Origin of the sequence: Sphingomonas phyllosphaerae (assembly GCF_036946485.1) — a bacterium.
GTDB lineage: Bacteria > Pseudomonadota > Alphaproteobacteria > Sphingomonadales > Sphingomonadaceae > Sphingomonas > Sphingomonas phyllosphaerae_E.
The window spans coordinates 14,666-37,928 of the sequence record NZ_JAQIJA010000002.1 but is presented as its reverse complement, the minus strand read 5'-3'; the positions used below and the strand labels follow the sequence as shown (position 1 = coordinate 37,928).

At 68.0% G+C, this 23,263-nt stretch carries 23 protein-coding genes; 9 read left to right on the top strand and 14 right to left on the bottom strand.

All coding sequences use genetic code 11. The annotated features are described in order from the left end of the window. Positions 1–10: 10 nt before the first annotated feature. The 3 genes from PGN16_RS05590 to PGN16_RS05580 are packed head-to-tail and all read right to left on the bottom strand — an operon-like array spanning position 11 to position 3,246. Positions 11–742 (bottom strand): SDR family oxidoreductase, encoded by a 732-nt coding sequence (locus PGN16_RS05590; RefSeq protein ID WP_335308432.1) that lies wholly within the window; start codon positions 740–742, stop codon positions 11–13. A gap of 3 nt (positions 743–745) precedes the next feature. Beyond that, positions 746–1,948, bottom strand: coding sequence for a UxaA family hydrolase (locus PGN16_RS05585; RefSeq protein WP_335308431.1), 1,203 nt, complete (start codon positions 1,946–1,948; stop codon positions 746–748). Next, a complete protein-coding gene (locus tag PGN16_RS05580) occupies positions 1,945–3,246 on the bottom strand; it encodes an aldo/keto reductase (protein WP_335308430.1) in 1,302 nt (433 codons plus the stop codon). Before PGN16_RS05580 ends, PGN16_RS05585 begins: the two co-directional genes overlap by 4 nt. A gap of 151 nt (positions 3,247–3,397) precedes the next feature. Here PGN16_RS05580 and PGN16_RS05575 point away from each other — a divergent pair, with 151 nt between their 5' ends. Then, entirely contained in the window at positions 3,398–4,150 is a 753-nt protein-coding gene (locus PGN16_RS05575; RefSeq protein ID WP_335308429.1) for an IclR family transcriptional regulator, read from the top strand. 26 nt (positions 4,151–4,176) lie between these two features. Here the strand turns inward: PGN16_RS05575 and PGN16_RS05570 are convergent, their stop codons facing one another. Continuing rightward, positions 4,177–4,554, bottom strand: a complete 378-nt coding sequence (locus tag PGN16_RS05570; RefSeq protein WP_335308428.1) for a hypothetical protein — start codon at positions 4,552–4,554, stop codon at positions 4,177–4,179. Positions 4,555–4,613: 59 nt separating this feature from the next. After that, positions 4,614–5,933: a sugar porter family MFS transporter gene (locus PGN16_RS05565; RefSeq protein WP_335308427.1), complete on the bottom strand. Its 1,320-nt coding sequence runs from the start codon at positions 5,931–5,933 to the stop codon at positions 4,614–4,616. 153 nt (positions 5,934–6,086) lie between these two features. On the opposite strand from PGN16_RS05565, the gene PGN16_RS05560 reads away from it, so the two are divergent. The 4 genes from PGN16_RS05560 (at position 6,087) to PGN16_RS05545 (ending at position 11,222) form a co-directional block, all read left to right on the top strand. After that, a complete protein-coding gene (locus PGN16_RS05560; protein ID WP_335308426.1) occupies positions 6,087–9,335 on the top strand; it encodes a glycoside hydrolase family 2 TIM barrel-domain containing protein in 3,249 nt (1,082 codons plus the stop codon). A gap of 308 nt (positions 9,336–9,643) precedes the next feature. Further along, a complete protein-coding gene (locus PGN16_RS05555) occupies positions 9,644–10,069 on the top strand; it encodes a YbaN family protein (protein ID WP_335308425.1) in 426 nt (141 codons plus the stop codon). After that, on the top strand, positions 10,054–10,401 hold the full coding sequence (locus tag PGN16_RS05550; protein WP_335308424.1) for an HNH endonuclease: 348 nt from the start codon (positions 10,054–10,056) through the stop codon (positions 10,399–10,401). Before PGN16_RS05555 ends, PGN16_RS05550 begins: the two co-directional genes overlap by 16 nt. Positions 10,402–10,622: 221 nt before the next feature. Beyond that, positions 10,623–11,222 (top strand): opacity protein, encoded by a 600-nt coding sequence (locus tag PGN16_RS05545; protein ID WP_335308423.1) that lies wholly within the window; start codon positions 10,623–10,625, stop codon positions 11,220–11,222. A 112-nt stretch (positions 11,223–11,334) separates the two neighbouring features. Here the strand turns inward: PGN16_RS05545 and PGN16_RS05540 are convergent, their stop codons facing one another. From PGN16_RS05540 to lepB, 3 genes are all read right to left on the bottom strand, one after another. Continuing rightward, a complete protein-coding gene (locus PGN16_RS05540; protein ID WP_335308422.1) occupies positions 11,335–12,198 on the bottom strand; it encodes an alpha/beta fold hydrolase in 864 nt (287 codons plus the stop codon). A 225-nt stretch (positions 12,199–12,423) separates the two neighbouring features. Beyond that, complete coding sequence (rnc, locus tag PGN16_RS05535) at positions 12,424–13,119, bottom strand: ribonuclease III (RefSeq protein WP_443019584.1); 696 nt, start codon at positions 13,117–13,119, stop codon at positions 12,424–12,426. Positions 13,120–13,121: 2 nt separating this feature from the next. Beyond that, positions 13,122–13,937: a signal peptidase I gene (gene lepB / locus PGN16_RS05530; RefSeq protein ID WP_335308420.1), complete on the bottom strand. Its 816-nt coding sequence runs from the start codon at positions 13,935–13,937 to the stop codon at positions 13,122–13,124. 89 nt (positions 13,938–14,026) lie between these two features. Between lepB and pgi the strand changes: the two genes are divergently transcribed. From pgi to gorA, 4 genes are all read left to right on the top strand, one after another. Further along, positions 14,027–15,523 (top strand): glucose-6-phosphate isomerase, encoded by a 1,497-nt coding sequence (gene pgi, locus PGN16_RS05525; protein WP_335308419.1) that lies wholly within the window; start codon positions 14,027–14,029, stop codon positions 15,521–15,523. Between the two features lie 44 nt (positions 15,524–15,567). Beyond that, a complete protein-coding gene (locus tag PGN16_RS05520; protein WP_335308418.1) occupies positions 15,568–15,774 on the top strand; it encodes a type II toxin-antitoxin system VapB family antitoxin in 207 nt (68 codons plus the stop codon). Then, positions 15,771–16,169 (top strand): type II toxin-antitoxin system VapC family toxin, encoded by a 399-nt coding sequence (gene vapC, locus PGN16_RS05515; protein ID WP_335308417.1) that lies wholly within the window; start codon positions 15,771–15,773, stop codon positions 16,167–16,169. Before PGN16_RS05520 ends, vapC begins: the two co-directional genes overlap by 4 nt. Positions 16,170–16,299: 130 nt before the next feature. After that, positions 16,300–17,649, top strand: a complete 1,350-nt coding sequence (gorA, locus tag PGN16_RS05510; RefSeq protein WP_335308416.1) for a glutathione-disulfide reductase — start codon at positions 16,300–16,302, stop codon at positions 17,647–17,649. 143 nt (positions 17,650–17,792) lie between these two features. Here the strand turns inward: gorA and PGN16_RS05505 are convergent, their stop codons facing one another. The 6 genes from PGN16_RS05505 to PGN16_RS05480 all read right to left on the bottom strand — a co-directional run bounded on the left by PGN16_RS05505 (position 17,793) and on the right by PGN16_RS05480 (position 23,179). After that, positions 17,793–18,233 carry a hotdog fold thioesterase gene (locus PGN16_RS05505; protein WP_335308415.1) on the bottom strand — a complete coding sequence of 147 codons (441 nt, stop codon included), beginning with the start codon at positions 18,231–18,233 and terminating at the stop codon, positions 17,793–17,795. After that, entirely contained in the window at positions 18,230–18,694 is a 465-nt protein-coding gene (locus tag PGN16_RS05500) for a vgr related protein (RefSeq protein ID WP_335308414.1), read from the bottom strand. The genes PGN16_RS05505 and PGN16_RS05500 overlap by 4 nt, the downstream gene beginning before the upstream one ends. Further along, positions 18,685–18,981 (bottom strand): hypothetical protein, encoded by a 297-nt coding sequence (locus PGN16_RS05495; protein WP_335308413.1) that lies wholly within the window; start codon positions 18,979–18,981, stop codon positions 18,685–18,687. The genes PGN16_RS05500 and PGN16_RS05495 overlap by 10 nt, the downstream gene beginning before the upstream one ends. Then, entirely contained in the window at positions 18,965–19,387 is a 423-nt protein-coding gene (locus PGN16_RS05490) for a copper chaperone PCu(A)C (protein ID WP_335308412.1), read from the bottom strand. Before PGN16_RS05490 ends, PGN16_RS05495 begins: the two co-directional genes overlap by 17 nt. A 168-nt stretch (positions 19,388–19,555) precedes the next feature. Further along, positions 19,556–21,970: an ATP-dependent helicase HrpB gene (gene hrpB / locus PGN16_RS05485; protein WP_335308411.1), complete on the bottom strand. Its 2,415-nt coding sequence runs from the start codon at positions 21,968–21,970 to the stop codon at positions 19,556–19,558. 216 nt (positions 21,971–22,186) lie between these two features. Continuing rightward, the gene (locus tag PGN16_RS05480; RefSeq protein WP_335308410.1) at positions 22,187–23,179 is read right to left on the bottom strand and encodes an adenosine kinase; all 993 of its coding nucleotides are present in this window, start codon (positions 23,177–23,179) and stop codon (positions 22,187–22,189) included. Positions 23,180–23,263: the final 84 nt, after the last annotated feature.

Below are 23,263 nucleotides of genomic sequence, written 5' to 3'. Positions count from 1 at the left end.
GCGCTTTTCCTCAATTGACCCAGCCGCCGTCGATGACATGCACCGCGCCGGTCGTGAAGGCGGCCTCGTCGCTGCCCAGATAGGCGACCAGCGCCGCAATCTCTTCCGCGCGCCCCAGCCGCCCCATCGGCTGCCGCGCGACGAACGCCTGTTGCGCCGCCTCGTAATCGCCGGTGTCGCGCAGCCGCTGCTGGAGCGACGGCGTGTCGACCGTGCCCGGGCAGATCGCGTTGCAGCGGATGCCCTGCCCGACGAAATCGGCCGCGACCGCCTTGGTGATCCCGATCACCCCCGCCTTGGTCGCGGTATAGGCGAAGCGGTTGGGGATGCCCTTCACCGAGCTGGCGATCGACGACATGTTGACGATCGCGCCGCCGCCCGCCGCCAGCATCCCCGGCAGCACCGCGCGGATCGTCCGCATCATCGCGGTCATGTTGATCGCGACCGCCTGTTCCCATTCGGCATCGCTCATGTCGAGGATCGTGCCCGCATGGACGACACCAGCGATATTCGCGAGCACGTCGATGCGTCCGACCTCATCCACCAGCGCCGCGATCTGCGCCGCATCGGTGACGTCGAGCGCCCGCTGCTCGCACCCGTCCAGCCCTGCCAGCGCCCCCGCGTCGATGTCGGTCGCGATCACCCGCGCGCCCTCGGCGGCATAGCGCAACGCGGCGGCGCGCCCGATCCCGTTGCCCGCCGCGGTGATCAGCGCGACCTTGCCCTTCAACCGGCCTTCCATCGATTAACTCCGTGCAGCGACCGGCAGGCACGCCGGCCCGACCGGATCGAACGCCTTGTAGGTCAGGATGAATTCGCGGTGCCCCAGCGCCTCGGAAACGCTCGGCTGTCCGCCCGCCACCGCCATGATCGCGTCGACGATCTCGTCGCCGACCTCGTCGAGCGTCGCCTCGCCTTCGAGGATGCGACCGGCATTGATGTCCATATCCGCCGCCAGCCGCCGCGCCGTCTCCGGGTTGGCGCAGATCTTGATGACCGGCGCGATCGCCGACCCGACCACCGAGCCGCGGCCGGTGGTGAACAAGGTCAGGTGACACCCGCACGCGATCATCTCGACGATCTCGGCATTGTCGGAGATGTTCGGAAAGCCGAAGCGCGGTTCGCCGTCGGGTACGACGTCCAGCAGGTACAGCCCGCCCGCTGGCGGCACGTCGCCAGGCTTGATGATCCCGCTGATCAGCGACGATCCCGATTTGGAATACGCCCCCATCGACTTTTCTTCCTGCGTCGTCAGCCCGCCCTCGGCATTGCCGGGCGCGAAGCTGCCGAAGCCCATGATCGTGTAATATTCCTCGGCCTTGCGGACACAGGCCATGATCTCCTCGCCCAGCTCGGGGGTCAGCGCGCGATCGGCCATGATCCCTTCGCACCCGACCAGCTCGCCGGTCTCCTCGAAGATACAGGTCGCGCCGTCCGCGACTAGCCGGTCGAACGCGCGCCCGACCGCGGGGTTGGCGGTGATCCCGCTGGTCCCGTCCGACCCGCCGCAGATCGTGCCGACGATCAGCTCGTCGACGCGCATCGGCACGCGCGGCACGTCGGCGATCTGCGCCTTGACCCGCGCGACCGCCTCCAGCCCGGCGGCGATCGTCGCCGCGGTGCCGCCGGTCTGCTGGATGACGTACAGCTCGACCGGCCGGCCGCTGTCGCGGATCACCTGCTGCAGGCGCTCGCGGTCGAAACTCTCGCACCCCAGCGACACGATTACCACCCCGCCGACATTGGGATGCGTCGTCACCGCCTCCATCACCCGCGCGGCATAGGCATTGGGATAGCAGCCGGGGAAGCCGATCAGATGCACGTCGACGTCATCGGCCTTGTCGACGATCTTGCGCGCCACATGGTGCGCGCACTCGACCAAATAGGCGACCGCGATGGTGTTGCGGATGCCCTTGCGCCCGTCGGCGCGCTGCCACGCGTCGATCATGCGCGCTGCTCCGTCACGGTGCTGCGCGTGTGGCTGGCGATATAGTCGCTCTTCATATTGTGCATATGGACCCACTGTCCGGCCGCCGCGGCATCGGTCATCGACCCGATCGGCGCACCATATTTGATGACCTTGTCGCCCGCGCTCAGCGGATAGCGCGCGATCTTGTGCCCGACCGTCACGCCCTCGCGCGCCGGGATCGTCCCGCCCGACACCGGCAGCAGGTCGCCCACCGCGATCGGCGCGACGCAGATCATCACATTGTCGTCGGGGTGGAGCAGGATCAGCTGCTGCGGCGCGCGCGCCTCGAGCGCCGGCCACAGGTCGTCGGGGATCGGCGCGGCAATCCGGGTGCGGAGATCGGCGACCTCCTCCGGGTTGCCGAGCCCGGCCAGCACGCACACCACCGCCGGATGGCGCAGCGGGAACTGGATCGCGGCGGCGGGCAGCGCCACGCCGGCGGTGGCGCAGGTGCGGGCCAGCGCGCGCGTCCGTCCGACCAGCGCGGCGGGCGGCGGGGAATAATCGTAATGCGACTGCGCCGGATCGGCCTCCTGCGGATCGCGTGCCAATATGCCGCTGTTGTACGCACCACCGATGATGACGCGCACGCCCTGCGCCTGGCACCGATCGAGGAACGGCTTCGCGCTGCGATCGAGCAACGTATAGCGCCCCGCCAGCAGGATCACGTCGAGCGGCACCTGGTCGAGCAGTTCCTCGCAGACCGCGACCTCGTTCACGCCGACCCCGATCGCCCCGACCACCCCCGCCTCGCGCAACGCCACCATCGCGGCATATCCGCCGTCGAGGAAATCGCGCAGGTGCCGCTCATGCCGCTCGCCATGCGTCAGCCGCCCCAGATCATGCGCCAGCAGCACGTCGATCCGGTCGCGGCGCAGCCTCGCGCAACTCGCCTCGAACGAGCGCCGCACGCCATCGGCGGTATAGTCGAACACCGGCTCGAACGGATCGGCGTCGACGAAGCCGTGCCGCACCCCCTCGGCCTCCGTCGGCGACAACAACCGCCCGACCTTTGTCGACACCAGGCAATTCCGCTGCGGATCGAGCCGCGCCAGCGCGGCACCGAGCCGCCGCTCCGCCAGCCCGAAACCGTAATGCGGCGCGGTGTCGAAATAGCGCAAGCCGGCTTCGAGCGCCGCAGCCACCGTCGCCTCCGCGGTGGCGTCATCGATCGCGCGATAGAGATTGCCGATCGCCGCCGTCCCCATGCCGTACCGCGGCACCATATCGCCGGCCGGGTCGATCGGCGGTGAACCAGCGGCCAACTCTTGGAACATCCACGCTTCCTCTCTTCGCCCCCTTATCGCACGGGCACGGATCGCCAACCTAGGACACTGGTATGACAATTGAAATGTGAAAGATGCTTTTATTAACGGGAATTCTGGAGTGCTGGCGTCGTTCCGCTCGCGTGGCTACGATGGGGCGACCATGACCAACCCGCCCCGCTATCAGGCACCGGCCCTCAAGAAGGGGCTGGAGATTCTCGAACTGCTCGCCACCTCGGAACAGGCGCTGACGATGTCGGATATCTCCGCCGCGCTCGGCCGCTCGGTGGGCGAGATCTTTCGTATGCTTCAGGTGCTTGAGGAGCATCGCTATATCGCGCGCGACGACGAGGGCTATCGCCTCACCAATCGCCTGTTCGCGCTGGGAATGGGCCGCCCGCCGGTACGCGACCTCACCGTCACCGCATTGCCGGTGATGCAGGGCCTTGCACGCGCGACCGGGCAGAGCTGCCACCTCGCCGTCGCTTCGGGGGCGGAGATGGTGGTGATCGCCGGCGTCGAGGCGCCCGGCCTGTCGGGCTTTGCGGTCCGCGTCGGCTATCGGCGCCCGCTCCACCGCTCGAACTCGGGGCGCGTGCTGCTTGCCTTTCAGACAGCGCCGATCCGCGCCGCAATGGTGGCGGAGGTCCGCGAAGCGGGTGGCGACATCGATCCGGCACTCGACGGGCAACTCGACGCGCTCGTTATCGAGGGCGATGCGGTCACCCCCAGCCCGATGCTGGAGGGCATCACCGATCTGTCGGCGCCGGTGCTCGAACATGGCGCTGCGCGCGCGGCACTGACCGTCCCGTTCGTTGCGGGACGCGCGGCGCGGGTCTCGCTGGACGAAACGCGCGCGCTGCTCCGCGATGCGGTTCGCTCGGTCAGCGCGCATCTACAGCCGACCATTGACTAGCCTGCCCGCTGTTGCCCGCGAAGCGCCTACGCGACCATCGCCAGCATGATCCGCGTCGAACACAGCGAGCAATGCAGCGCACGCGCCGCGCCCTCCGGGCATTTGATGCGCGCGCGCTGCGGACGCGAGCCCTCGAGCAAATCGATCAACATCCGCTCGTCCGCCGACAGCGCCGCGACCGTTCCGACCCGAAACGCGCGCCCCAGCGCCGCCTCGTACAGCGTCATCAGGCTGTCGAACACCGGCGCCAGCATTCCGGCGTGATGCGGTGCGAGCAGCCGGTGCAGCCGTTGCTGCGTGCAGGCGTGACGGTCGCGCGCCGCGCGCCACCCGCGCGCCAGCGTCGGCAACAGGTGCGCAATCCCGCGCGACGGTGACGACAAAGGGTGCGCGACGATGCTCATACCTGATCCTCCACGACCGGGATCAGCGCATAACCTACATGCGAATGATTATCAATAGATCAATCCGCACCGATCGCCTCCAGCGAGCGCTGCTTGGTCTCGGGGAAGAACATCAGCACCACGACGAACTGCACCGCCATCATCGCCGCGAAGACGACGAACGGCAGCCCGCGCGTGTGCGCCGCGATCACCGGGAAGGCCATCGCGATCACCGCGTCCATCGCCCAGTGCGTCGAGGAACCGAGCGCCTGCCCGCGCGCGCGGACGTCGGTCGGGAAGATCTCGCTGATATAGACCCAGATCACCGCGCCCTGGCTGAACGCGAAGAAGGCGATGAACGCGATCAGCAGCGCGAGCAGATATTGCTGCCCCTCCCCACTCAGGAACACCGCCGCGGTCCCGCCCAGCGCCAGCGTCAGCCCGACCGACCCGATCAGCAGCAACGTCCGCCGCCCCAGCCGGTCGATCACCAGCAACGCCAGCGCGGTGAAGACGAAATTGCACAGCCCGATCGTCACCGCCTGGCGGTCCGCCGAGACGGCGTCATAGCCGGCCGCCGCGAAGATATCGTTGAGATAATAGAGGATCGCATTGATCCCGGAGAGCTGGTTGAACGACGCCACCGCAAAGGCGAGCAGGATCGGCCTGCGATGCCGCGCCCATGACAGCCGCGGCGCGCTGCCCACCGCCACCGCCGCCGCGGCGCGCGCATAGCTGTCCAGCTCGTGCCGCGGATCGGCGACGCCCAGCCCGACCAGCACCGTCTCGGCCTCGTCCTCGCGCCCCTTGGCGGCCAGCCAGCGCGGGCTGTCGGGGATCGTGAACATCAGCGACAGCAGCAGCAGCGCCGGCACCGCGCTGACGCCCAGCTTCACCTGCCAATCGCCCGCGCCCAGATCGAAGCTGCCGACGATCGCATTGCTCAGATAGGCGGCGAGGATGCCGAGCACGATGTTGAGCTGGAACGTCCCCACCATCAACCCGCGTCGTTCGGCGGGCGCGATCTCGGCGAGATAGACGGGCGCGAGCACCGACGACGCCCCGACCGCCAGCCCGGCCATGACCCGGAACACGATCAACGCCGGCCAGCTCCACGCGATCAGGCACCCCAGCCCCGACAGGCAATAGAGCAGCGCGATCCCCTTCAGGGCGTTGCGTGCGCCGTAACGATCGCCCGGCAACCCGGCGAGCAACGCCCCCGCCAGCGTTCCCCACAGCGCCGCCGATACGGTGATGCCGACTCCGCTCGCATCGAGCGCGAAGGCGGTGCGAATCCCCTCGGTCGTCCCCGCGATCACGGCGGTATCGAAGCCGAACAACAGCCCCGCCAGTCCACCTACCAGCACGCCGCGCAGCAAGGTCATATTCAAAATCGTCATGCTCCGCCCGTGCCTTCCGCGCCATGCGGACCGGTCGCGCACAGGGACCGCAAAGCACCCGCGTCGTCAACCCGCGCATGCTCTTGGCAAAGCCGAAAGCAGCCGATACTTGTCTTACAAAATGACTTAATCGGTTCAATCGGGAGGATCACCGTGCATCATGTCGGCCAGCGCCGGAGCGCTGTTCTCGTCGCAGCGCTGCTCGCAAGCGTGTCGGGCCATGCCGCCGCGCAGAACGAACTGCCGCCCGCGCCGCTCCAGCCGCAAATCGATCCGCGGCGTCCCGACTGGGAAAATCCGGCGGTCAATTACATCGGCCGGATGCCGGCGCACGCCACCGGCTTCCCGTTCGAGACGCGCGACAAGGCGCTCGCCGGCCACCGCACGCAATCGTCGCGCTTCCTGTCGCTGAACGGTCAATGGCAGTTCAGCTTCTCGCCGGACGCCGACAAGCTGCCGACCGGCTTCGAACGCCCCGATTACGATGCCTCGCAGTGGAAGACGATCAAGGTGCCTGCCGACTGGCAGACCGAGGGCTATGACCAGCCGCGCTACAACAACATCACCTATCCCTTCCCCGCCAACCGCCCGCTGATCCCTCACGCCACCAACCCGGTCGGCTCGTACCGCCGCACCATCGATCTGCCGGCGGGCTGGTCGGGGCAGGACGTGGTGCTCCACATCGGCGCGGCCGGTTCGGCCTATAAGGTGTGGGTCAACGGTCAGCAGGTCGGCTATGCGGAGGACAGCAAGCTCCCCTCCGAGTTCGACGTCACCCGCTTCGTCAAGCCCGGCGCGAACACCGTCGCGATCCAGGTGTTCCGCTGGTCGGACGGCAGCTATCTCGAGGATCAGGATTTCTGGCGCGTCTCGGGGATCGAGCGCGAGGTCTATCTGATGGCCGCGCCGAAGACGCGCATCCGCGACTTCTTCGTCCATGCCGGGCTCGACGAGCAGTATCGCGACGGCAAGCTGGCGGTCGACCTGACGGTCGCGCCGGGCGCGGCGGTCAGCGCGCGCTACGTGCTGATGGACGGCGACCGGATCGTGTCGCAGGGCCGCGCGCCGCTCGCCGCCGGTGACGCCGATCGCAAGACGACGCTCTCCGCGACCGTCGCCGGCGTAAAGCCGTGGAGCGCGGAAACGCCCAACCTCTATATGCTGTTGGTCGAGCTGTACGACGCCAAGGGCGCGATCATCCAGTCGACCTATCAGCGGATCGGCTTCCGCACCGTCGAAATGAAGAACGGCCTCGTCAGCGTCAACGGCAAGCCGATCACGATCCGCGGCGTCAACCGCCACGAACACGATCCCGAGACCTTCCACGTCGTCAGCCGCGAGTCGATGGCGCACGACATCCAGCTGATGAAGCGCAACAACATCAACGCGCTGCGCACCTCGCACTATCCAAACGACCCGTATCTCTACGAACTCGCCGATCGCTACGGCCTGTACGTCATGGACGAGGCCAATATCGAGAGCCACGCCTATATGGAGCTGGGGAACAACTATCCCCGCCAGCGCAGCGTGTATCAGCTCGGCTTCGACAAGGCGTGGCAGTCGGCGCACGTCGACCGCGTGCTCAACATGGTCGAGCGCGACAAGAACCATCCCTCGATCATCTTCTGGTCGCTCGGCAACGAGGCCGGGATCGGCCCGAACTTCGCCGCGGCCGGCACCGCCGCCAAGACCCGCGATCCCGGCCGCCTGATCAGCTATCTCGGCTGGGGCACCTATGAGGGCGTGCAGCAACACCGCCCGAACTGGTTCGCCGACATCTACGCGCCGATGTACGATCCGGTCGCCAAGATGATCGATTACGCGACCAACTGGAACTACAAACAGCCGATGATCCAGTGCGAATATGCGCACATGATGGGCAATTCGGGCGGCAACCTGAAGGAATATTGGGACACGATCTACGCACACCCCGACAAGCTGCAGGGCGGCTTCGCATGGGACTGGGTAGATCAGGCGATGTACCGCTACACCAAGGACGGGCGGCGCTATTGGGGTGACGGCGGCGAATACGGCCCCAACCCCGGCGGTGACATCGAGTTCGGCGACGGAATGCTCCAGGCCGACCGTACCCCCAATCCGCAGCTCTACGAGGTCCGCAAGGTCTACGCGCCCGTCCAGTTCACCGGCTACGACGCGAATGCCGGCCAGCTGACCGTCGCCAACCGCCACGACTTCCTCGGTGCGGATGCCTATGACTATAGCTGGGAAGTGCTCGAGAACGGCGTCGCGGTCGCGCGCGGTACGCTGGCGGCCCCGACCGTCGCCGCGCACCAGAGCGCGCGCGTCGCGCTCGCCCCGACCGGCTTCACCCGCCGCCCCGACGCCGAATATTTCCTGACCGTCAGCTACCGCGCGAAGGCCGGCACCACCCCCGGCGTCGCCGCGGGCACGCTGGTCGGTTGGGAGCAGTTCCCGCTCTCCGCTTTGCCGGCCGCCACGCCGTTGGCCGACAGTGGCGCGGTCAAGCTCGACAATGGCGGCGGCACCGTCCGGCTGTCGGCGGGCGAGACCGAGCTGGTGATCGACCGCAAGACCGGGCTGGTCGATCGCTATGCGACCGGCGGGCGCGTGCTGCTGTCGGGCGGCGCGCCCAACTTCACCCGCGCGCTGACCGACAACGACCTCGGCGTCGGCAGCGAGCGGCGCAACGTGCCGTGGCAGCGCGCCACCGACGAGCGCGTCGTCGAGGGCATCGACACGCAGAAGCTGCCCGGCGGCGGCGCGGCGGTGACCGTCCGCTGGCTGACCGGCGGCAATGTCGCGCGCTTCTCGACCCGCTACCAGATGGCGGCCGACGGCAGCGTCGCGGTAACGGGCGACTTCCAGCCGCTCGACACCACGCTCGGCGATCCGCTGCGCGTCGGCCTCTCCTACGTCACCCCGCGCGACTATAAGGTCGTGCAATGGTACGGACGCGGGCCGCACGAAAGCTACAGCGACCGCAAGACCTCGGCGCCGATCGGCCTGTGGCGCGGCGACATCGCGGCGCAGAACCACGATTATCTCCGGCCGCAGGAAACCGGCAACAAGGTCGACGTCCGCTGGATGGAACTGGTGCGCGGCCCCGATGGCGGCCTGCGCGTCACCGGCGACCAGCCGCTGTCGATGAACGCGCTCGCCTTCCCCTACACCGAACTCAACCGCCGCACCCCCGGCACGCGCAAGAGCACCGACATCGTTCCGGGCGCGAACGGCAGCCTGCTGGTCGATGCGGTGCAATCGGGGATCGGCGGCGACACGCAATGGAGCGACTGGGGCCGTCCGCTCCCGCAATATCGCATCAAGGTCGCGCCCTTGCGCTACGGCTTCACGCTGTCGCCGATCGCCACCGACGCGCATGGCACAGGCGCGAAGCCGGCCAGCGCGACCGGGGAAGAATAAAGGAGTGCTGGTCGCCCCGGACTTGATCCGGGGCCCGCTTCTTCGCTCACCAACCGACGTTGAAGAAGCGGGACCCCGGCTCAAGGCCGGGGCGACGAAGATGACTCCTTAATCCGTCATCCCCGCGCAGGCGGGGATCCAGACGCGCAGGTCTGGCGATGGAGCCGCAACGGCAGAAGTTCTGGATTCCCGCCTTCGCGGGAATGACAGTGTAAGCGATCGAAGCGCCCCCCCATCAAAACCCCTTGCACGGCACCGATCCGCCACGCGAAACGTTCCCTGCCCGCCGCAGAGGAACCGAGACGAACGTGACCGACCTCCCCGCCGACCCGATCAAGCCCGGTCGCCTGCACGCTGCGGCGCGCTACGGCTGGCTGGCGCTCGGCTTCTTCTTCGTCGCGCTGGGCGTCATCGGCGCGCTGCTGCCGCTGATGCCGACCACGATCTTCCTGATCCTCGCCGCCGGCTGCTTCGCGCGCTCCTCCCCGCGACTGGAAGCATGGCTGCTCGACCATCCCCGCTTCGGCGCTACGCTGCGTGCGTGGCGACGCGATCGCGCCATCCCGCGCAGGGCCAAGTGGCTCGCTTGCACCGGCATCGCCGCCGGTTACGCGATCTTCCTCGTCACGGCCCGCCCCCACTGGCCGCTGGCCCTCCTCGTCGCCGCGGCGATGGCGGCGTGTGCGCTCTTCATCCTCTCGCGCCCGACCGCTGCTGCATGGTCGGACGCATAAGGCGCAAGGCCGGACTCGCCGAGGCCGCGGCGCGCGCGCAGGAAGCCGCTGCCACACCCCGCATCTGTGCGCTGTGCGGCCGCCCGCTCGGCACCCGCGTCGAATGGCACCACGTGATCCCACGAAGCGAGGGCGGGACGGATACCCAACCCGTCCACCCGATCTGCCACCGCGCCATCCATGCCGCCGCCGACAATGCCACCCTCGCCCGCGCCGGAACGCTCGATGCGATCCGTTCCATTCCGGCACTGAGTCGGTTCCTTCGCTGGATCGCCGACAAACCCGCCGACTTCCACGCCCCGACCCGCCGCGCGCGCGACCTGTCGCATTAAGGCCACTTTGCGGCGGCCTCGGCCGAGTGTGGCCGTGATGCGGCACGTTCATTCATCCCGCCGACAGATTGCGTGACTTTTGCGCAACAGTAAGAATCTTCATCGCCAGATCGGAGCTTTTCCGCGCAACCAAGCCGGGAGGGCGTGGTTAGAGCAGTCCCCGGCCCGGCCGCACTTGGTGCTGCGACAAACCGGGCAACGAAACTGTATTGAGGTATTTTATGCGTAAGCTCGTTCTTGCGGCCGTTGCCGCATCCGCCGCGTTCGTCGCCACCCCGTCGCTGGCGCAGGACGCCACGTCGACCACCGACACCACGACCGCGACGGCTCCGGACGGCACCCGTGCGTTCGGGATCGAGCCCTATGTCGCCGTCCGTGGCGGCTGGGAAGAATTCCAGAGCGACAGCGTTCCGGGCGCCCCGCGTCAGAACAAGCTGAACGGCTCGCTGGTCGAGGGTCTGGCCGGCGTCAACATCCCGCTCGGGCCAGTGTTCGTCGGCGCCGAAGGTAACGTCGCCAAGGGCATCTCGGGCGACATCGACTGGCAGTATGGCGCCGCCGGCCGCTTCGGCTTCCGCGCCGGCGACAGCGGCCTGATCTACGGCAAGGTCGGCTACCAGTGGGTGAACTTCGACAAGCGCGTGAACACCGACCGTGACTTCCACGACATGACCTACGGCATCGGCTTCGAGGTCGGCCCGAAGGACATTGGTCTGGGCGGGATCACCAGCAACTCGGGCATCCGTCTGCGCGGCGAAGTGTCGAGCTACGGCTGGACCAACAGCTTCCGCCCGACTTTGGGCATCGTCGCGCACTTCTGATGCGCTGACGAACGAGTTTCCGGTCGCCAAGGGAGCACCAGGCGACCGGGCCGCACCAGTTGCGTTTCGTGCGGGGAGAAAAGGGCGGGGCCGGATGGCCTCGCCCTTTTCCTTATCCGGGCACAGCCGGCAGCCACTCGGTCAGGATCGTATTCACGGTTGCCGCCCCCTCCCGCTGCACCCAATGGCCGACGCCCGCGATCCGCCGGATCGTCACGTCGCGCACGAATTCGTCGGTGCGGTCGAGCGTCTCCAGCCCCAGCGTCTTGTCCTCGTCGCCCCAGACGATCAGCGTCGGCACGTCCACGCGCCCATTGTCGGGCAACCAGCGCGGTCGAGGGTTGAGCGGCACCGCGCGATACCAGTTGAGCATCGCGGTCATCGCCCCCGGTCGCAGCGCCGCCGCCGCATAGATGTCGACGATTTCATCGGGAAACAGCGTCGGATCGACCGCATGGCGCGTGAAGATCCGTCGCAGCGCCGCCGCGTCGTTGCGCAACAGCATCCGCTCGGGCAGCTCGGGCGCCTGATAGGCCGCCAGATACCAGCTCCGCCGCTGCTGCGGCCAGTTGCGCAGCGCCCGCGCGAAGCAGCGCGGGTGCGGCATGTTCATGATGACGAGCCGTTCGAGAGGCCGGACGCGGTGGATCGCGAACGACCAGCATACCGCCCCGCCCCAATCGTGTCCGATCAGCGTCAGCGTCTTCGCACCGCTGGCGTCGAACAAGGCGGCGACATCGGCGACCAGACATTCCAGCCGATAGGCGTCGATCCCGTCAGGCTTCGACGTCGCGCCATAGCCGCGCTGACATGGCGCCCACACGCGATAGCCCATCGCCGCGAGCACCGGGAGTTGATACCGCCAGCTGAAGGCGAGTTCGGGATAGCCATGGAGGCAGATCGCGAGATGATCGCCCGCGCCGGTCTCGACCACTTCGAAGGACAGGCCGCGCGTCGCGATCTCACGCACGGTCATGCCGCTATCGGGGGCGGGCTGCCAGCTCGGTATCACGCGCCGATGCCCGCACGAACGGTCGACGTCTGCGTCATGACCGGCCTCTCATTGCCTCTCCATGCTTATCTTAGATGAGGCGGAAAGGCAGGCAAGTCATTGCAATCGATGGCGTGATTCAGCGTGGACGCCCGCACCTCGGTTCGGAAACACACGTCGGATCCACGAGCGTGGGGTCGGCAAGCCCGTCTATCGCCGCCGCTTCCGGCGCGGCGCGGGCTGCGCGCTCAACTCCGCCAGCAACGCGCGCGCGGCCGCAGTTTCGGCCTCCTGCTTGCTGGTGCCCTCGGCGCTCACCTCGTCCTTGCCAACCGTTACCCGCACCGTGAAGCGCGGCGCATGGCCAGGCCCGGCGCGATCGACCAGTTCATAGGCCGGCACCGCGCGCCGGTTCGCCGCCGCCCATTCCTGCAACGCCGACTTCGGGTGCTGCGGCGCCTTGTCGTCGCTATGGATGCGATCGGCCCACAGCCGCCGCACCGCCGCGCGCGCCGCATCCAGCCCAGCGGTGCGATACAGCGCGCCGAGCAGCGCCTCCATCACGTCGCCGAGCAGATTGTCACCATGCTGCGCACCATCGTCGCGCGCCTGCTTGCCGAGCCGGACATGCGCCACCGCGCCGATGCCGCGCGCCACCTCCGCGCATACCGTACCGGTAACCAAGGCATTGAAGCGCTTCGACAATTGCCCTTCGGGCTCGTCGGGGAATACTTCGCTCAGCCACTCGGCCATGAGGAGCCCGAGCACGCGATCGCCCAGAAACTCGAGCCGCTCGTAGCTTTCACCGGCATGGCTCGAATGCGTCAGCGCACGCTTGAACAACTCTGGGTCGTCAGGCCTGACCCCCAGAACCTCGTCCACCCATGAAGCGACATCGTCGCTCACGCTCAGAAGCCGTGCCCGATCCGGCTGAACCGCGCCGCCGACACCCAGGTCCATGGCTTGATCCATTCCGCCGAACCGTCGGTCGACCAGAAGGTGACCAGCGCCTTGCCCTGGATGCGCTCCATCGGAATGTAGCCCATGCCCTCGGGCGGCGCGAAGCGGCTGTCGGCGCTGTCGTCGCGATTGTCCCCCATCAGGAACACGTCGCCGGCCGGGACGGTGTACACATCGGTGTCGTCAGCGATCGGCAGGTTGCCCTGATCGAGCACCTCATAGCTGCGCCCGCCCGGCAGCGTCTCGCGGAAGCGGGGGTAGCGACAGATCGGCTGCCCGGCCTTGTCGACGTCCTGGAATTCCGCGCCGCACTTCTCGGCCGGAAAGTTCGGGGTCAGCGGCACGATGAAGTCGGCGACGCGCTGCTTGGGGACCGCCTTGCCGTTGAGGAACAACTGGCCGTTGCGCATCTGGATCGTGTCGCCGGGCAGGCCGATCACGCGCTTGATGACGTCGTGATCGTCCGGCCCGAGCGAGCGGAACACCACCGTGTCGCCGCGCGTCGGCGTGCTCGCGAAGATTCGCCCGGGGATCAGCGGGATCCCCCACGGCAGCGACCAGCGCGAATAGCCGTAGCTCCACTTCGACACGAACAGATAATCGCCGATCAGCAAGCGCGGCAGCATCGATTCGGACGGGATCGAGAATGGCGAGAAGATGAAGCTGCGCAGGATGAACACGAATAACGCCAGCTTCAGCAGGAAGCGGATCGTCTCGCCGGTTTCGGATTGCGCGGGCTTGCCGGGGGCAGCAGGGGTGGCCATGAAGCACCGCGTCGCGCAATGCCCGCGCTTCGTCAAGCGGAGCCTTGGCCGGCGCGAACGGTTGTGACCCGCAATTGCTCGGAAGGAAGATGCACGTGGCGGATTGGTCAAGGATCGAAGCGCTCCCCAAGGAGCGGCTGGAGACGCTGTTCGCGAACGACCCGGAACGGCTGGCGAAGCTGTCGCTTGATGTCGCCGGCATCCACTTCGACTGGTCGAAGACGCATTTGACTCCCGAATCGGTTGCCGCGTTCGAGGCGCTGGCGAAGGAAACCGATCTCGCCGGCAAGCGCGAGGCGATGTTCGGCGGCCAGAACGTCAACGTCACCGAGGATCGCCCGGTCGAGCACACCGCCGAGCGCGGCGAGGGCAAGGACGAGAGCGTCGCGCGCGCCGCTTCCTATCACGCACGGATGCGCGCGGTGATCGATGCGATCGAGGCCGACGCCTTCGGCCCGATCCGCAGCGTCCTGCACGTCGGGATCGGCGGTTCGGCGCTCGGTCCGCATCTGCTGATCGACGCGCTCGGCCGCGACAGCGACCGCTATGACGTCGCGATCGTCTCGAACGTCGACGGCATGGCGCTCGAAGACGTGTTTGACCGTTTCGATCCCGCCACGACCTTGCTGGTCGTCGCCTCGAAGACCTTCACCACCACCGAGACGATGATGAACGCCGAAAGCGTCATCGCCTGGATGAGCGGGGCGGGCGTCGAGGACCCTTATGGCCGGGTCATCGCGCTGACCGCCTCGCCCGAAAAGGCGATCGAATGGGGCGTCGACGAGACACGCATCCTGCCCTTCTCCGAAGGCGTCGGCGGCCGCTATTCGCTCTGGTCGTCGATCGGCTTCCCGGCGGCGATCAAGCTCGGCTGGGAACAATTCCAGGAGCTGCTCGACGGCGCCGCGGAGATGGACCGCCATTTCCGCCTGACCGCGCTGCACGAGAACGCGCCCGCGCTCGCCGCCTTCGCCGACCTCTATTACACGCAGGTCCGCCATGCCGAGACCCGCGCGCCTTTCGCCTATGACGAGCGGTTGCGGCTGCTCCCCAGCTACCTCCAGCAGCTCGAGATGGAGTCGAACGGCAAGGGCGTGACGGTCGACGGCCAGCCGGTCGGCCGCCCGACCGCCGCGATCACCTGGGGCGGGGTCGGCACCGATGCGCAGCACGCGGTGTTCCAGTTGCTCCATCAGGGTACCCACCTCGTCCCGGTCGAATTCCTTGCGGTGATTGAGGCCGGCGACACGCTCCCCGAGGAGCATCATCGCCAGTTGCTGCTCAACGCCTTCGCGCAGGGCGCGGCGCTGATGCAGGGCAAGCAGGTCGACGATCCCGCACGCAGCTATCCCGGTGACCGCCCCTCCTCGACGCTGCTGCTCGATCGCCTCGACGCCCGCACGCTTGGTGCGCTGATCGCCTTCTACGAGCACCGCGTGTCCGTTAACGGCGTGCTGCTCGGCATCAATTCCTTCGACCAGTTCGGCGTCGAGCTGGGCAAGGAAATGGCCAAGGCGGCGGCGAAGGGCGGCGGCGACTTCGACCCCTCCACCACCGACCTGATCGCGCGCGCCGGTCTGGCATAAGCGCACGCGGCCGATTATGTGTATGGCTCGGCGGAGCCATACACATGCGGATGAACCTCGATCTCGACGACCAGCTTGTCGCACTCGCAGTGCGCTGTAGCGGCAAACGGACTCGTAGCGAAGCGATCGAGGCCGCGCTGCGCCAAATGATCGCGATAAAGCAACAGGAAGCGATCAGGTCCTTGCGCGGCATCGGCTGGGAGGGAGATTTGGATGAGATGCGGACGAGCAAGTATATCGCTGCGGAATGATGGTCGTCGTCGACTCGAGCATCTGGATCGATTTCTTCCGTGACCGCTCGACGCCAGGCACGGCAGCGCTCAGCTCTCTCTTGACCACGCGCCGGGTTGCGATCGGTGACCTGATCCTGACAGAAGTTCTGCAAGGATTTGCAAGTGACGCGACGTTCGAGCGAGCTCGGCAAATTCTACTTTTAGCCGCGCCGCTGACGATAGTCGACGACGCCGTGGCGCTGCAATCTGCCCGCAACTATCGTACGCTTCGCTCGCTCGGTGTAACCGTCCGCAAGACGATCGACACACTGATCGCCACGCGCTGCATCATCGACGACATCCCGCTCCTCTACAGCGACCGCGACTTCGATCCATTCGTCGCGCATCTCGGCCTTCGCTCCGCCATAACCTGACGCCTTACCTGTCCTACGCCGCCCCGTCCTGCTAACAGCGGCACCATCCGGCCTGCCGCTGGTTCACCATCCAAACCCAACCCGCGATCGTCTCAACATTCGCAACATTCGCGCCCAACGGAGCCTGTTCATGTCCGACTTCGACTACGATCTTTTCGTCATCGGCGCCGGCTCCGGCGGCACGCGCGCGGCGCGCGTTGCGGCGGCGCATGGCGCGAAGGTAGCGGTGGCGGAGGAATATCGCGTCGGCGGCACCTGCGTGATCCGCGGCTGCGTGCCCAAGAAACTGCTCGTCTACGGCGCGCATTTCGCCGAGGACCTGCGCGACGCGCGTCACTTCGGCTGGGACGTGCCCGACGATTGCGCCTTCAGCTGGCCGCGGCTGCGCGACAATGTGATGAAGGAGGTGGACCGCATCAACAAGGCGTACACCACCACGATCGAAAGCTCGGGCGCGGAGATCATCCACCAGCGCGCCACCGTCTCCGGCCCCAATGAGGTCACGCTCGCCGACGGCACGAAGAAGACCGCCAAGACGATCCTGATCGCGGTCGGCGCCCACCCCGCCATCCCGGAATGCCCCGGCCACGAACATGGCATCACCTCGAATGAGGCCTTCCATCTCGACAGCATCCCCAAGCGCATCCTGATCGCGGGCGCGGGCTACATCGCCAACGAGTTCGCGGGCGTCTTCCATCAGCTCGGCGCGCACGTCATCCTGATGAACCGCACCAAGGAGATCCTGCGCGGCTACGACCTTCAGATCCGCGACCGGCTCCTGCAGATCAGCATGATGAAGGGGCTGGAGTTCCGCTTCGACGCCGCTTTCCAGGGGATCGAAAAGCAGGACGACGGCTGCCTGACCGTCCATATGTCGAACCACGAACCGGTCACCGTCGATCTCGTGATGTTCGCGACCGGGCGCAAGCCGAACACGTACGGCCTCGGGCTGGAAACCGCGGGCGTCGAACTCGACGATCATGGCGCGATCAAGGTCGACGAAGACAATCGCTCGACCTGCGCGTCGATCTACGCGGTCGGCGACGTCACCAACCGCATCCAGCTCACCCCGATCGCGATCCGCGAAGGGCAGGCGTTCGCCGACAACATGTACGGCGGCAAGGCGACCAAGGTCGATTACGACTGCGTCCCCTCCGCGGTGTTCAGCCACCCGCCGCTCGCCGGCGTCGGGCTGACCGAGGCGCAGGCGCGGCAAAAGCTCGGCTCGGTGAAGGTCTATTCGTCGGACTTCCGGCCGATGAAGAACGTCCTCGCCAATCGCGACGAGCGTGCGCTCTACAAGATGGTCTGCGATGGCGAGACCGATCGCGTCGTCGGCATCCACATGATCGGACCGGACGTGCCCGAAATCATCCAGGCCGCCGCAGTGGCGGTGAAGGCCGGGCTGACCAAGGCGCAGTTCGACGCCACCGTCGCGCTCCACCCGACGATGGCCGAGGAATTGGTGCTGCTGAAGTAGCACATGCGAACCTACTTCCGTTCGTGCTGAGGAGGCATTGAGCGAAGTCGAAATGCCGTCTCGAAGTACGCTTGTTGCGCGAGCCCTTCGAGACGAGGCTTCGACAGGCTCAGCCTCTCCTCAGGGCCAACGGGAAGTGTACCCTAGCCCACCACCCCCCGCCCCACCGGGATCACCGCCGCGGTCATTCGCGCGAGGCACACCAGCCGCTCCGCCTCGTCGGTGACCCGGATCGTCCACACCTGCGACGATCGCCCACGCGCCTCGCTGATCGCCGTGGCGTAGACGAACCCCTCGCCGACCGGCCGCAGATGGTTGGCGTTGATCTCCATGCCGACCGCAGCGGACTGCGTCGGATCGAGCGTCGCCATCGCCGCGACGGACGCCACGGTTTCGGCCAACGCCACCGAGGCGCCACCGTGCAACCGCCCGTAGGGCTGGCGGGTCCGCTGGTCGACCGGCATCCGCGCCCTCAGCCAGTCGTCGCCAGCGTCGACGAACGTAATCCCGAGGAAGCCTGGCATCGAACCGGCGCAGGCGGCGGTCAACGCGTCGAGTTCCAGAGCGGAATGCCAGATGCTCACGCATGATCTCCAAACGGCAGAATGGTTTCGTAACACGCCCGTTCCGGCGCGCCCGGCACGATCGCACCGTGCCGCAACAGAAAGGCGTGGCGGACGATTTCGGCCTGTTGCTCGATGCCATAACGCTCCAGCCGCCAACCGGGGCGGATCGCATAATCGTAGCGGCAGAACGGATGGCGCTTCAGCGGCAGGAAGACGCCACGCTGGTGCTGCCAGATGTGGCACATCTCGTGGATGAACAGCCCCTGCCGGTCGAGCGAGGCGGCGGCAAAATCCTCGCACCACAAGTCACCCTGAGGATGGAAGTGGATGCAGCCACGCGGCGCCATCACCACGTCGCGCGGCTGGAAGAACGCCCATTTGCGATGGGTCAGCCGCACCGCATCGTAATCGATCGCTTCGCCATATATCGACCGGGCGAGTGCGATCTCGCCTTCGGTCAGCGAGCGCTTCACCACCATAGGAACAGGAACTCGCTCGCAATTTCGCCGGCACTATACCCCGTCAATCGCCGACAATGACGATCGATCCACAACAGCCCGGCAATCCCGCCGATGATCGAGACGCCGATCCCGATCTCATGCCCGACGTCGATCTGTCCGTTGCGCACCAGAAGATAGCCGGCGAAGGCCGCAATCCCGGCACCGGCGCTTTCCAGTATCAGGAAGAACACGAAGACCAGGCATCCGGCGACACCATCCAGTTCCGTGTCCAGCGGCCGGTACTGCGGCTCACTCCGGTGCGCCATCGCCCGCCGCAATCACCTTCGCCGCGACGCGCGTCGCCGTGCCGTCGGCGAAACGCAGCGTCAGCGGCACTTCGGCACCCGCGACCATCGATTTTGGCAGGCCGAACAGCATCACGTGCCGCCCGCCCGGTGCGAAGGCGACATCGGCCTTTGCCGAGACGGGCACCGCGGACAGCGATTCCATCGTCACCATCCCGTTCGACGTCATACGACTGCCGTGCATCTCGGCGCGTGACGCCCCCGGCGCCTCGACTCGCACCAGCGACGTGTCCTTGGCGCCGCCGAGCAAGTTGAAATACCCTACCGCCGGCCGCCCGGGTACCGCCGCCAACCGGATATAAGCGTCATCCGCAACCGGGACCGACGCTTGCGCAGAACATCCCGCGGCGAAGAGCAGAGATGCCATCATCAAGCGGCGCTGCATGGTCTTTTCCCTCGATTGATCGTCCGGTGTACGGTCCACAACCAGCGCGGGCAAGCGGTGCCAGCTCTCGCTTCATTCCCGGACGCGCCATCGTCGCAGGCTCGCTCACGACATCCGCTTCTTCGCTGCGGGCCGATGCGACGAGGAAGGCTATCGCCGCGCATCCGCCTTCTTCGTCCGCAACGTCGGCGCGGCCGCGGCGGGATCGTCGGGCCATGGGTGGCGCGGATAGCGCCCGCGCATCTCGCGCGCGACATCCCGCCAACTCCCCTGCCAGAAGCCGGGCAGGTCGCGCGTCGTCTGGATCGGCCGCCCGGCCGGCGAGGTCAGCGACAGCACCAGCGGCACGCGCCGCTCGCCCACCACCGGGTGCTCACCGAGGCCGAACAGCGCCTGCACCCGCAATTCGACGGTCGGCCCCGCCTCCGCGCCATAGTCGATCGCGTGGGTCGACCCGGCCGGGCTGGTGAAATCGGCGGGCGCGAGCCGGTCGATCTGGCGCAGCGCGTCCCAGCCGAGCAGCGTGCGCAGCGCTTCGGTCAACGCACCCGGCGGAATCGCATCCAGCCGCCGCCGGCCCACCACCAGCGCCGGCAACCACTCGTCGAGCCGCTCGACCAACGTCGCGTCATCGAGCGGCACACCCGCAAAGGCGGCGCGCGTCCGCAGCGCACGCGCGCCGTCCGACCACGGCAACAGGTCGAGCCCATGCGTTCGCACGCCCTCGATCAGCGCCGCCGCGACCGCCCCCGGGTCCGCCTGGCTGTCAGGTCCGCTGGATACCCGGATCGCGCCGAGCCGCCGTTCGCGCAGCGGCTGGACGCCGCCGGTCGCCGGATCGAACACCGCCGTCCGCTTCGTCTCGATCCGATCGGCGAACAATGTCTCGACCTCGCTCGCGTCGATCGCCGCGCCCGAGAGGATGCGCGCACCCGCCGCCATCCCCTGCGTCTCCGCGACCGCCAGCCACTCCGCTCGCGCCAGCGATGCCGTGGCGTCGAGCCGGAACCCGCGCCCGCCCGCCGACACCCAGCGCTCGCCGCTCGCATCGCGCCGCCGCGCCACCCGGTCCGGGAAGGCCAGCGCCACACACGCCGCGATCGTGTCGCCACTCCCCTCGCGACCGGCCATCGCCGCCCAGCGCTTCGCCAGCGCGCGCGCATTCTCCGCCTTGGGCGAGCGATCGCCACGCCAGCGCCGCAGCCGCAGTTCGAGGTCCGGGTCCTGCCCGCCCAGCCCGCGCTCCTGCAACAACACCGCGATCTCCGCCGCCAGGCGCTTGTCACCCGCACGCAGCAGCATGTGCGCCAGGCGCGGCGTCATCGGCAGCCGCGCGAGCTTGCGTCCATGCGCCGTCGGCCGCCCGTCGGCGTCGATCGCCTCCAGGGTCGACAGCCGCGCGCGTGCCTCCTCGATCGCCACTGCGGGCGGTGGATCGATCCAGCGCAACGCGCGCGGGTCCGCCACCCCCCACAGGGCGGACGCCAGCACCAGCGCCGACAGATCCGCCTCCAATATCTCCGGCGCGTCGAAGCGCGGGATGCCCGCGGTCGCGGCGGCCTCCCACAAACGATACGCCACCCCCGGTCCCTGCCGTGCCGCGCGGCCGGCACGCTGCGTCGCGGCCGCCTGACTCGCACGCTCGGTCACCAGTCGCGTCATGCCGGCCGCGCGATCGTAGCGCGGGCGCCGCGCCAGCCCGCTGTCGACCACCACGCGAATGCCGTCCAGCGTCAGGCTCGTCTCGGCGATCGAGGTCGCGAGCACCAGTTTGCGCGCGCCATCGGGCTCGGCGCGGATCGCCGCGCGCTGTGCCGCCGGGTCGAGGCTGCCATGCAGGCGGTGCAGCCGCACGCCCGGCAGGTCGCCGATCCGCTCGGCGGTGCGCTCGATCTCGGCAACGCCCGGCAGGAAGGCGAGCACGCCGCCCGCCTCCTCGGCCAGCGCGCGCCGTATCGCCGACGCCATCGCATCCTCGATCCGCGCCTCCGCGGCGCGACCGATGTGGCGCAGCTCCAGCGGATGGCTGCGTCCCTCGCTCTCGATCACCGGCGCATCGTCCATCAGAGCCGCGAAGCGTGCGCCGTCGAGCGTGGCGGACATCGCCACCACGCGCAGATCGGGGCGCAACCCGGCCTGCGCGTCGAGCGCCAGCGCCAGTCCGAAATCGCCGTCCAGGCTGCGCTCATGCACCTCGTCGAACAGGATCGACGAGACGCCGGTCAGTTCGGGATCGTCCTGCAACCGTGCGGTCAGGATGCCCTCAGTCACGACTGTCACCCGCGTCGCCGCCGATCGTTTCGTGTCGAGCCGTGTGGCATAGCCGAAGGTGCGCCCGACTGGCTCGTCCGCCTGCGCCGCCATCCGCTCGGCCGCCGCGCGCGCCGCGAGCCGGCGCGGGCTGGTGACCAGCACCTCGCCCGTACACCATGGTTCGCCGATCAGCGCGGGCGCGACGGCGGTGGTCTTGCCGGCCCCCGGCGGCGCGACCAGCACCGCCGACGACCGCTCGCGCAGCACGGCGAACAGGTCGGGCAGGACGGCATGGATCGGCAGCGAGGTCACGCGCGGGTCTGTGGCAGATCGAGCCGGCGTTGAGAACCGTCGCCGCACCCGCCGTCGCCCCTGCGCAGGCAGGGGCCTATGTCTGTGGAGTTGGAGCGCAACGCAGACACACTTGCGACGCGCCTGTGTCCATCATGATCCCAAGACGACACAGACATGGGCCCCTGCCTGCGCAGGGGCGACGGGGAATGAGGCGGTTAGTCGCCCCCCGCGCGATCAAACCCCCGCCGTAATCGCCTTCAGGTCGACGATCGGCCGCGCGCCGAAATGCTGGATCACCTCCGCCGCGCAGATCGCGCCGAGCGTCAGCGACGCCTCCAGCGACTTGCCCTGCGCCTGTCCGTGGAGAAACCCGGCCGCGAACAGGTCGCCGGCGCCCGTCGTGTCGACCACCTTGTCGATCGGCTGCGCCGGCACCACCACGCGCTCACCATTGGCGACCGCCATCGCGCCGCGCTCCGCCAGCGTGACGACGACCAAGGGCACCTTGCCCTGCACCGCCGCGACCGCCGCGTCGACCGAGCCGGTCTGCGTCAGGAACATGATCTCGGTCTCGTTGGCGAACAGCACGTCGATCAGCCCCTGATCGATCAGCGCGTGGAACGCATCGCGGTGGCGGTCGATCACGAACTCGGCCGAGAGCGTGAAGGCGACCTTGCGACCCGCACCGCGCGCGATGTCGATCGCGGCGCGCATCGCGGCCCGCGGCTCTTCCGGATCCCACAGATAGCCTTCGAGGTACAGATAGCGCGCATCCGCGATCAGCCCGGCGTCCAGCGCCTCGGCGGGCAGATAATGCGATGCGCCCAGGAACGTGTTCATCGTGCGCTGCCCATCCGGCGTCACGAAGATCAGGCACCGACCCGTCGTCGGCGCACCCGCGCGCGCGACGGTGTCGAAGCGGATGCCCGCCGCGCGAATGTCATGCGCGAACACCTCGCCGAGCTGGTCGTCGGCGACCTGCCCGATGAACGCGCACCGGCTGCCCAAGGCCTCCATCCCCGCAATCGTGTTCGCGGCCGAGCCGCCCGACACTTCCTGCCCCGGCCCCATCTTCGCGTAGAGCGCGTCGGCTTCCTCCGGCGAGAAGACCAGCGCCATCGCGCCTTTGGTCATGCCGTTCTCGGCGATGAACGCATCGGCGGCGGGCGAGAGGATGTCGACGATGGCGTTGCCGATCGCGACCACGTCATAGCGGGGTTCGGTCAAGTGCGTACTTCCTGGAAGCCGGGAAAGCGCCCGAGTAGAGGCCGCCCGCGGCTTGCGCAACGGCCAAGCGTGGCGCATCGCTTC

Excerpts from the sequence above, each read along its gene's own strand:
- PGN16_RS05575 (WP_335308429.1), top strand. The coding sequence starts at position 3,398 with ATGACCAACCCGCCCCGCTATCAGGCACCGGCCCTCAAGAAGGGGCTG.
- PGN16_RS05545 (WP_335308423.1), top strand. The coding sequence starts at position 10,623 with ATGCGTAAGCTCGTTCTTGCGGCCGTTGCCGCATCCGCCGCGTTCGTC.
- vapC (WP_335308417.1), top strand. The coding sequence starts at position 15,771 with ATGATGGTCGTCGTCGACTCGAGCATCTGGATCGATTTCTTCCGTGAC.
- gorA (WP_335308416.1), top strand. The coding sequence starts at position 16,300 with ATGTCCGACTTCGACTACGATCTTTTCGTCATCGGCGCCGGCTCCGGC.
- lepB (WP_335308420.1), bottom strand. The coding sequence starts at position 13,937 with ATGGCCACCCCTGCTGCCCCCGGCAAGCCCGCGCAATCCGAAACCGGC.
- PGN16_RS05570 (WP_335308428.1), bottom strand. The coding sequence starts at position 4,554 with ATGAGCATCGTCGCGCACCCTTTGTCGTCACCGTCGCGCGGGATTGCG.
- PGN16_RS05500 (WP_335308414.1), bottom strand. The coding sequence starts at position 18,694 with ATGGTGGTGAAGCGCTCGCTGACCGAAGGCGAGATCGCACTCGCCCGG.
- PGN16_RS05490 (WP_335308412.1), bottom strand. The coding sequence starts at position 19,387 with ATGGCATCTCTGCTCTTCGCCGCGGGATGTTCTGCGCAAGCGTCGGTC.
- PGN16_RS05495 (WP_335308413.1), bottom strand. The coding sequence starts at position 18,981 with ATGGCGCACCGGAGTGAGCCGCAGTACCGGCCGCTGGACACGGAACTG.
- PGN16_RS05580 (WP_335308430.1), bottom strand. The coding sequence starts at position 3,246 with ATGTTCCAAGAGTTGGCCGCTGGTTCACCGCCGATCGACCCGGCCGGC.
- PGN16_RS05585 (WP_335308431.1), bottom strand. The coding sequence starts at position 1,948 with ATGATCGACGCGTGGCAGCGCGCCGACGGGCGCAAGGGCATCCGCAAC.
- PGN16_RS05520 (WP_335308418.1), top strand. The coding sequence starts at position 15,568 with ATGCGGATGAACCTCGATCTCGACGACCAGCTTGTCGCACTCGCAGTG.
- PGN16_RS05590 (WP_335308432.1), bottom strand. The coding sequence starts at position 742 with ATGGAAGGCCGGTTGAAGGGCAAGGTCGCGCTGATCACCGCGGCGGGC.
- PGN16_RS05565 (WP_335308427.1), bottom strand. The coding sequence starts at position 5,933 with ATGACGATTTTGAATATGACCTTGCTGCGCGGCGTGCTGGTAGGTGGA.
- PGN16_RS05540 (WP_335308422.1), bottom strand. The coding sequence starts at position 12,198 with ATGACCGTGCGTGAGATCGCGACGCGCGGCCTGTCCTTCGAAGTGGTC.
- PGN16_RS05550 (WP_335308424.1), top strand. The coding sequence starts at position 10,054 with ATGGTCGGACGCATAAGGCGCAAGGCCGGACTCGCCGAGGCCGCGGCG.
- pgi (WP_335308419.1), top strand. The coding sequence starts at position 14,027 with ATGCACGTGGCGGATTGGTCAAGGATCGAAGCGCTCCCCAAGGAGCGG.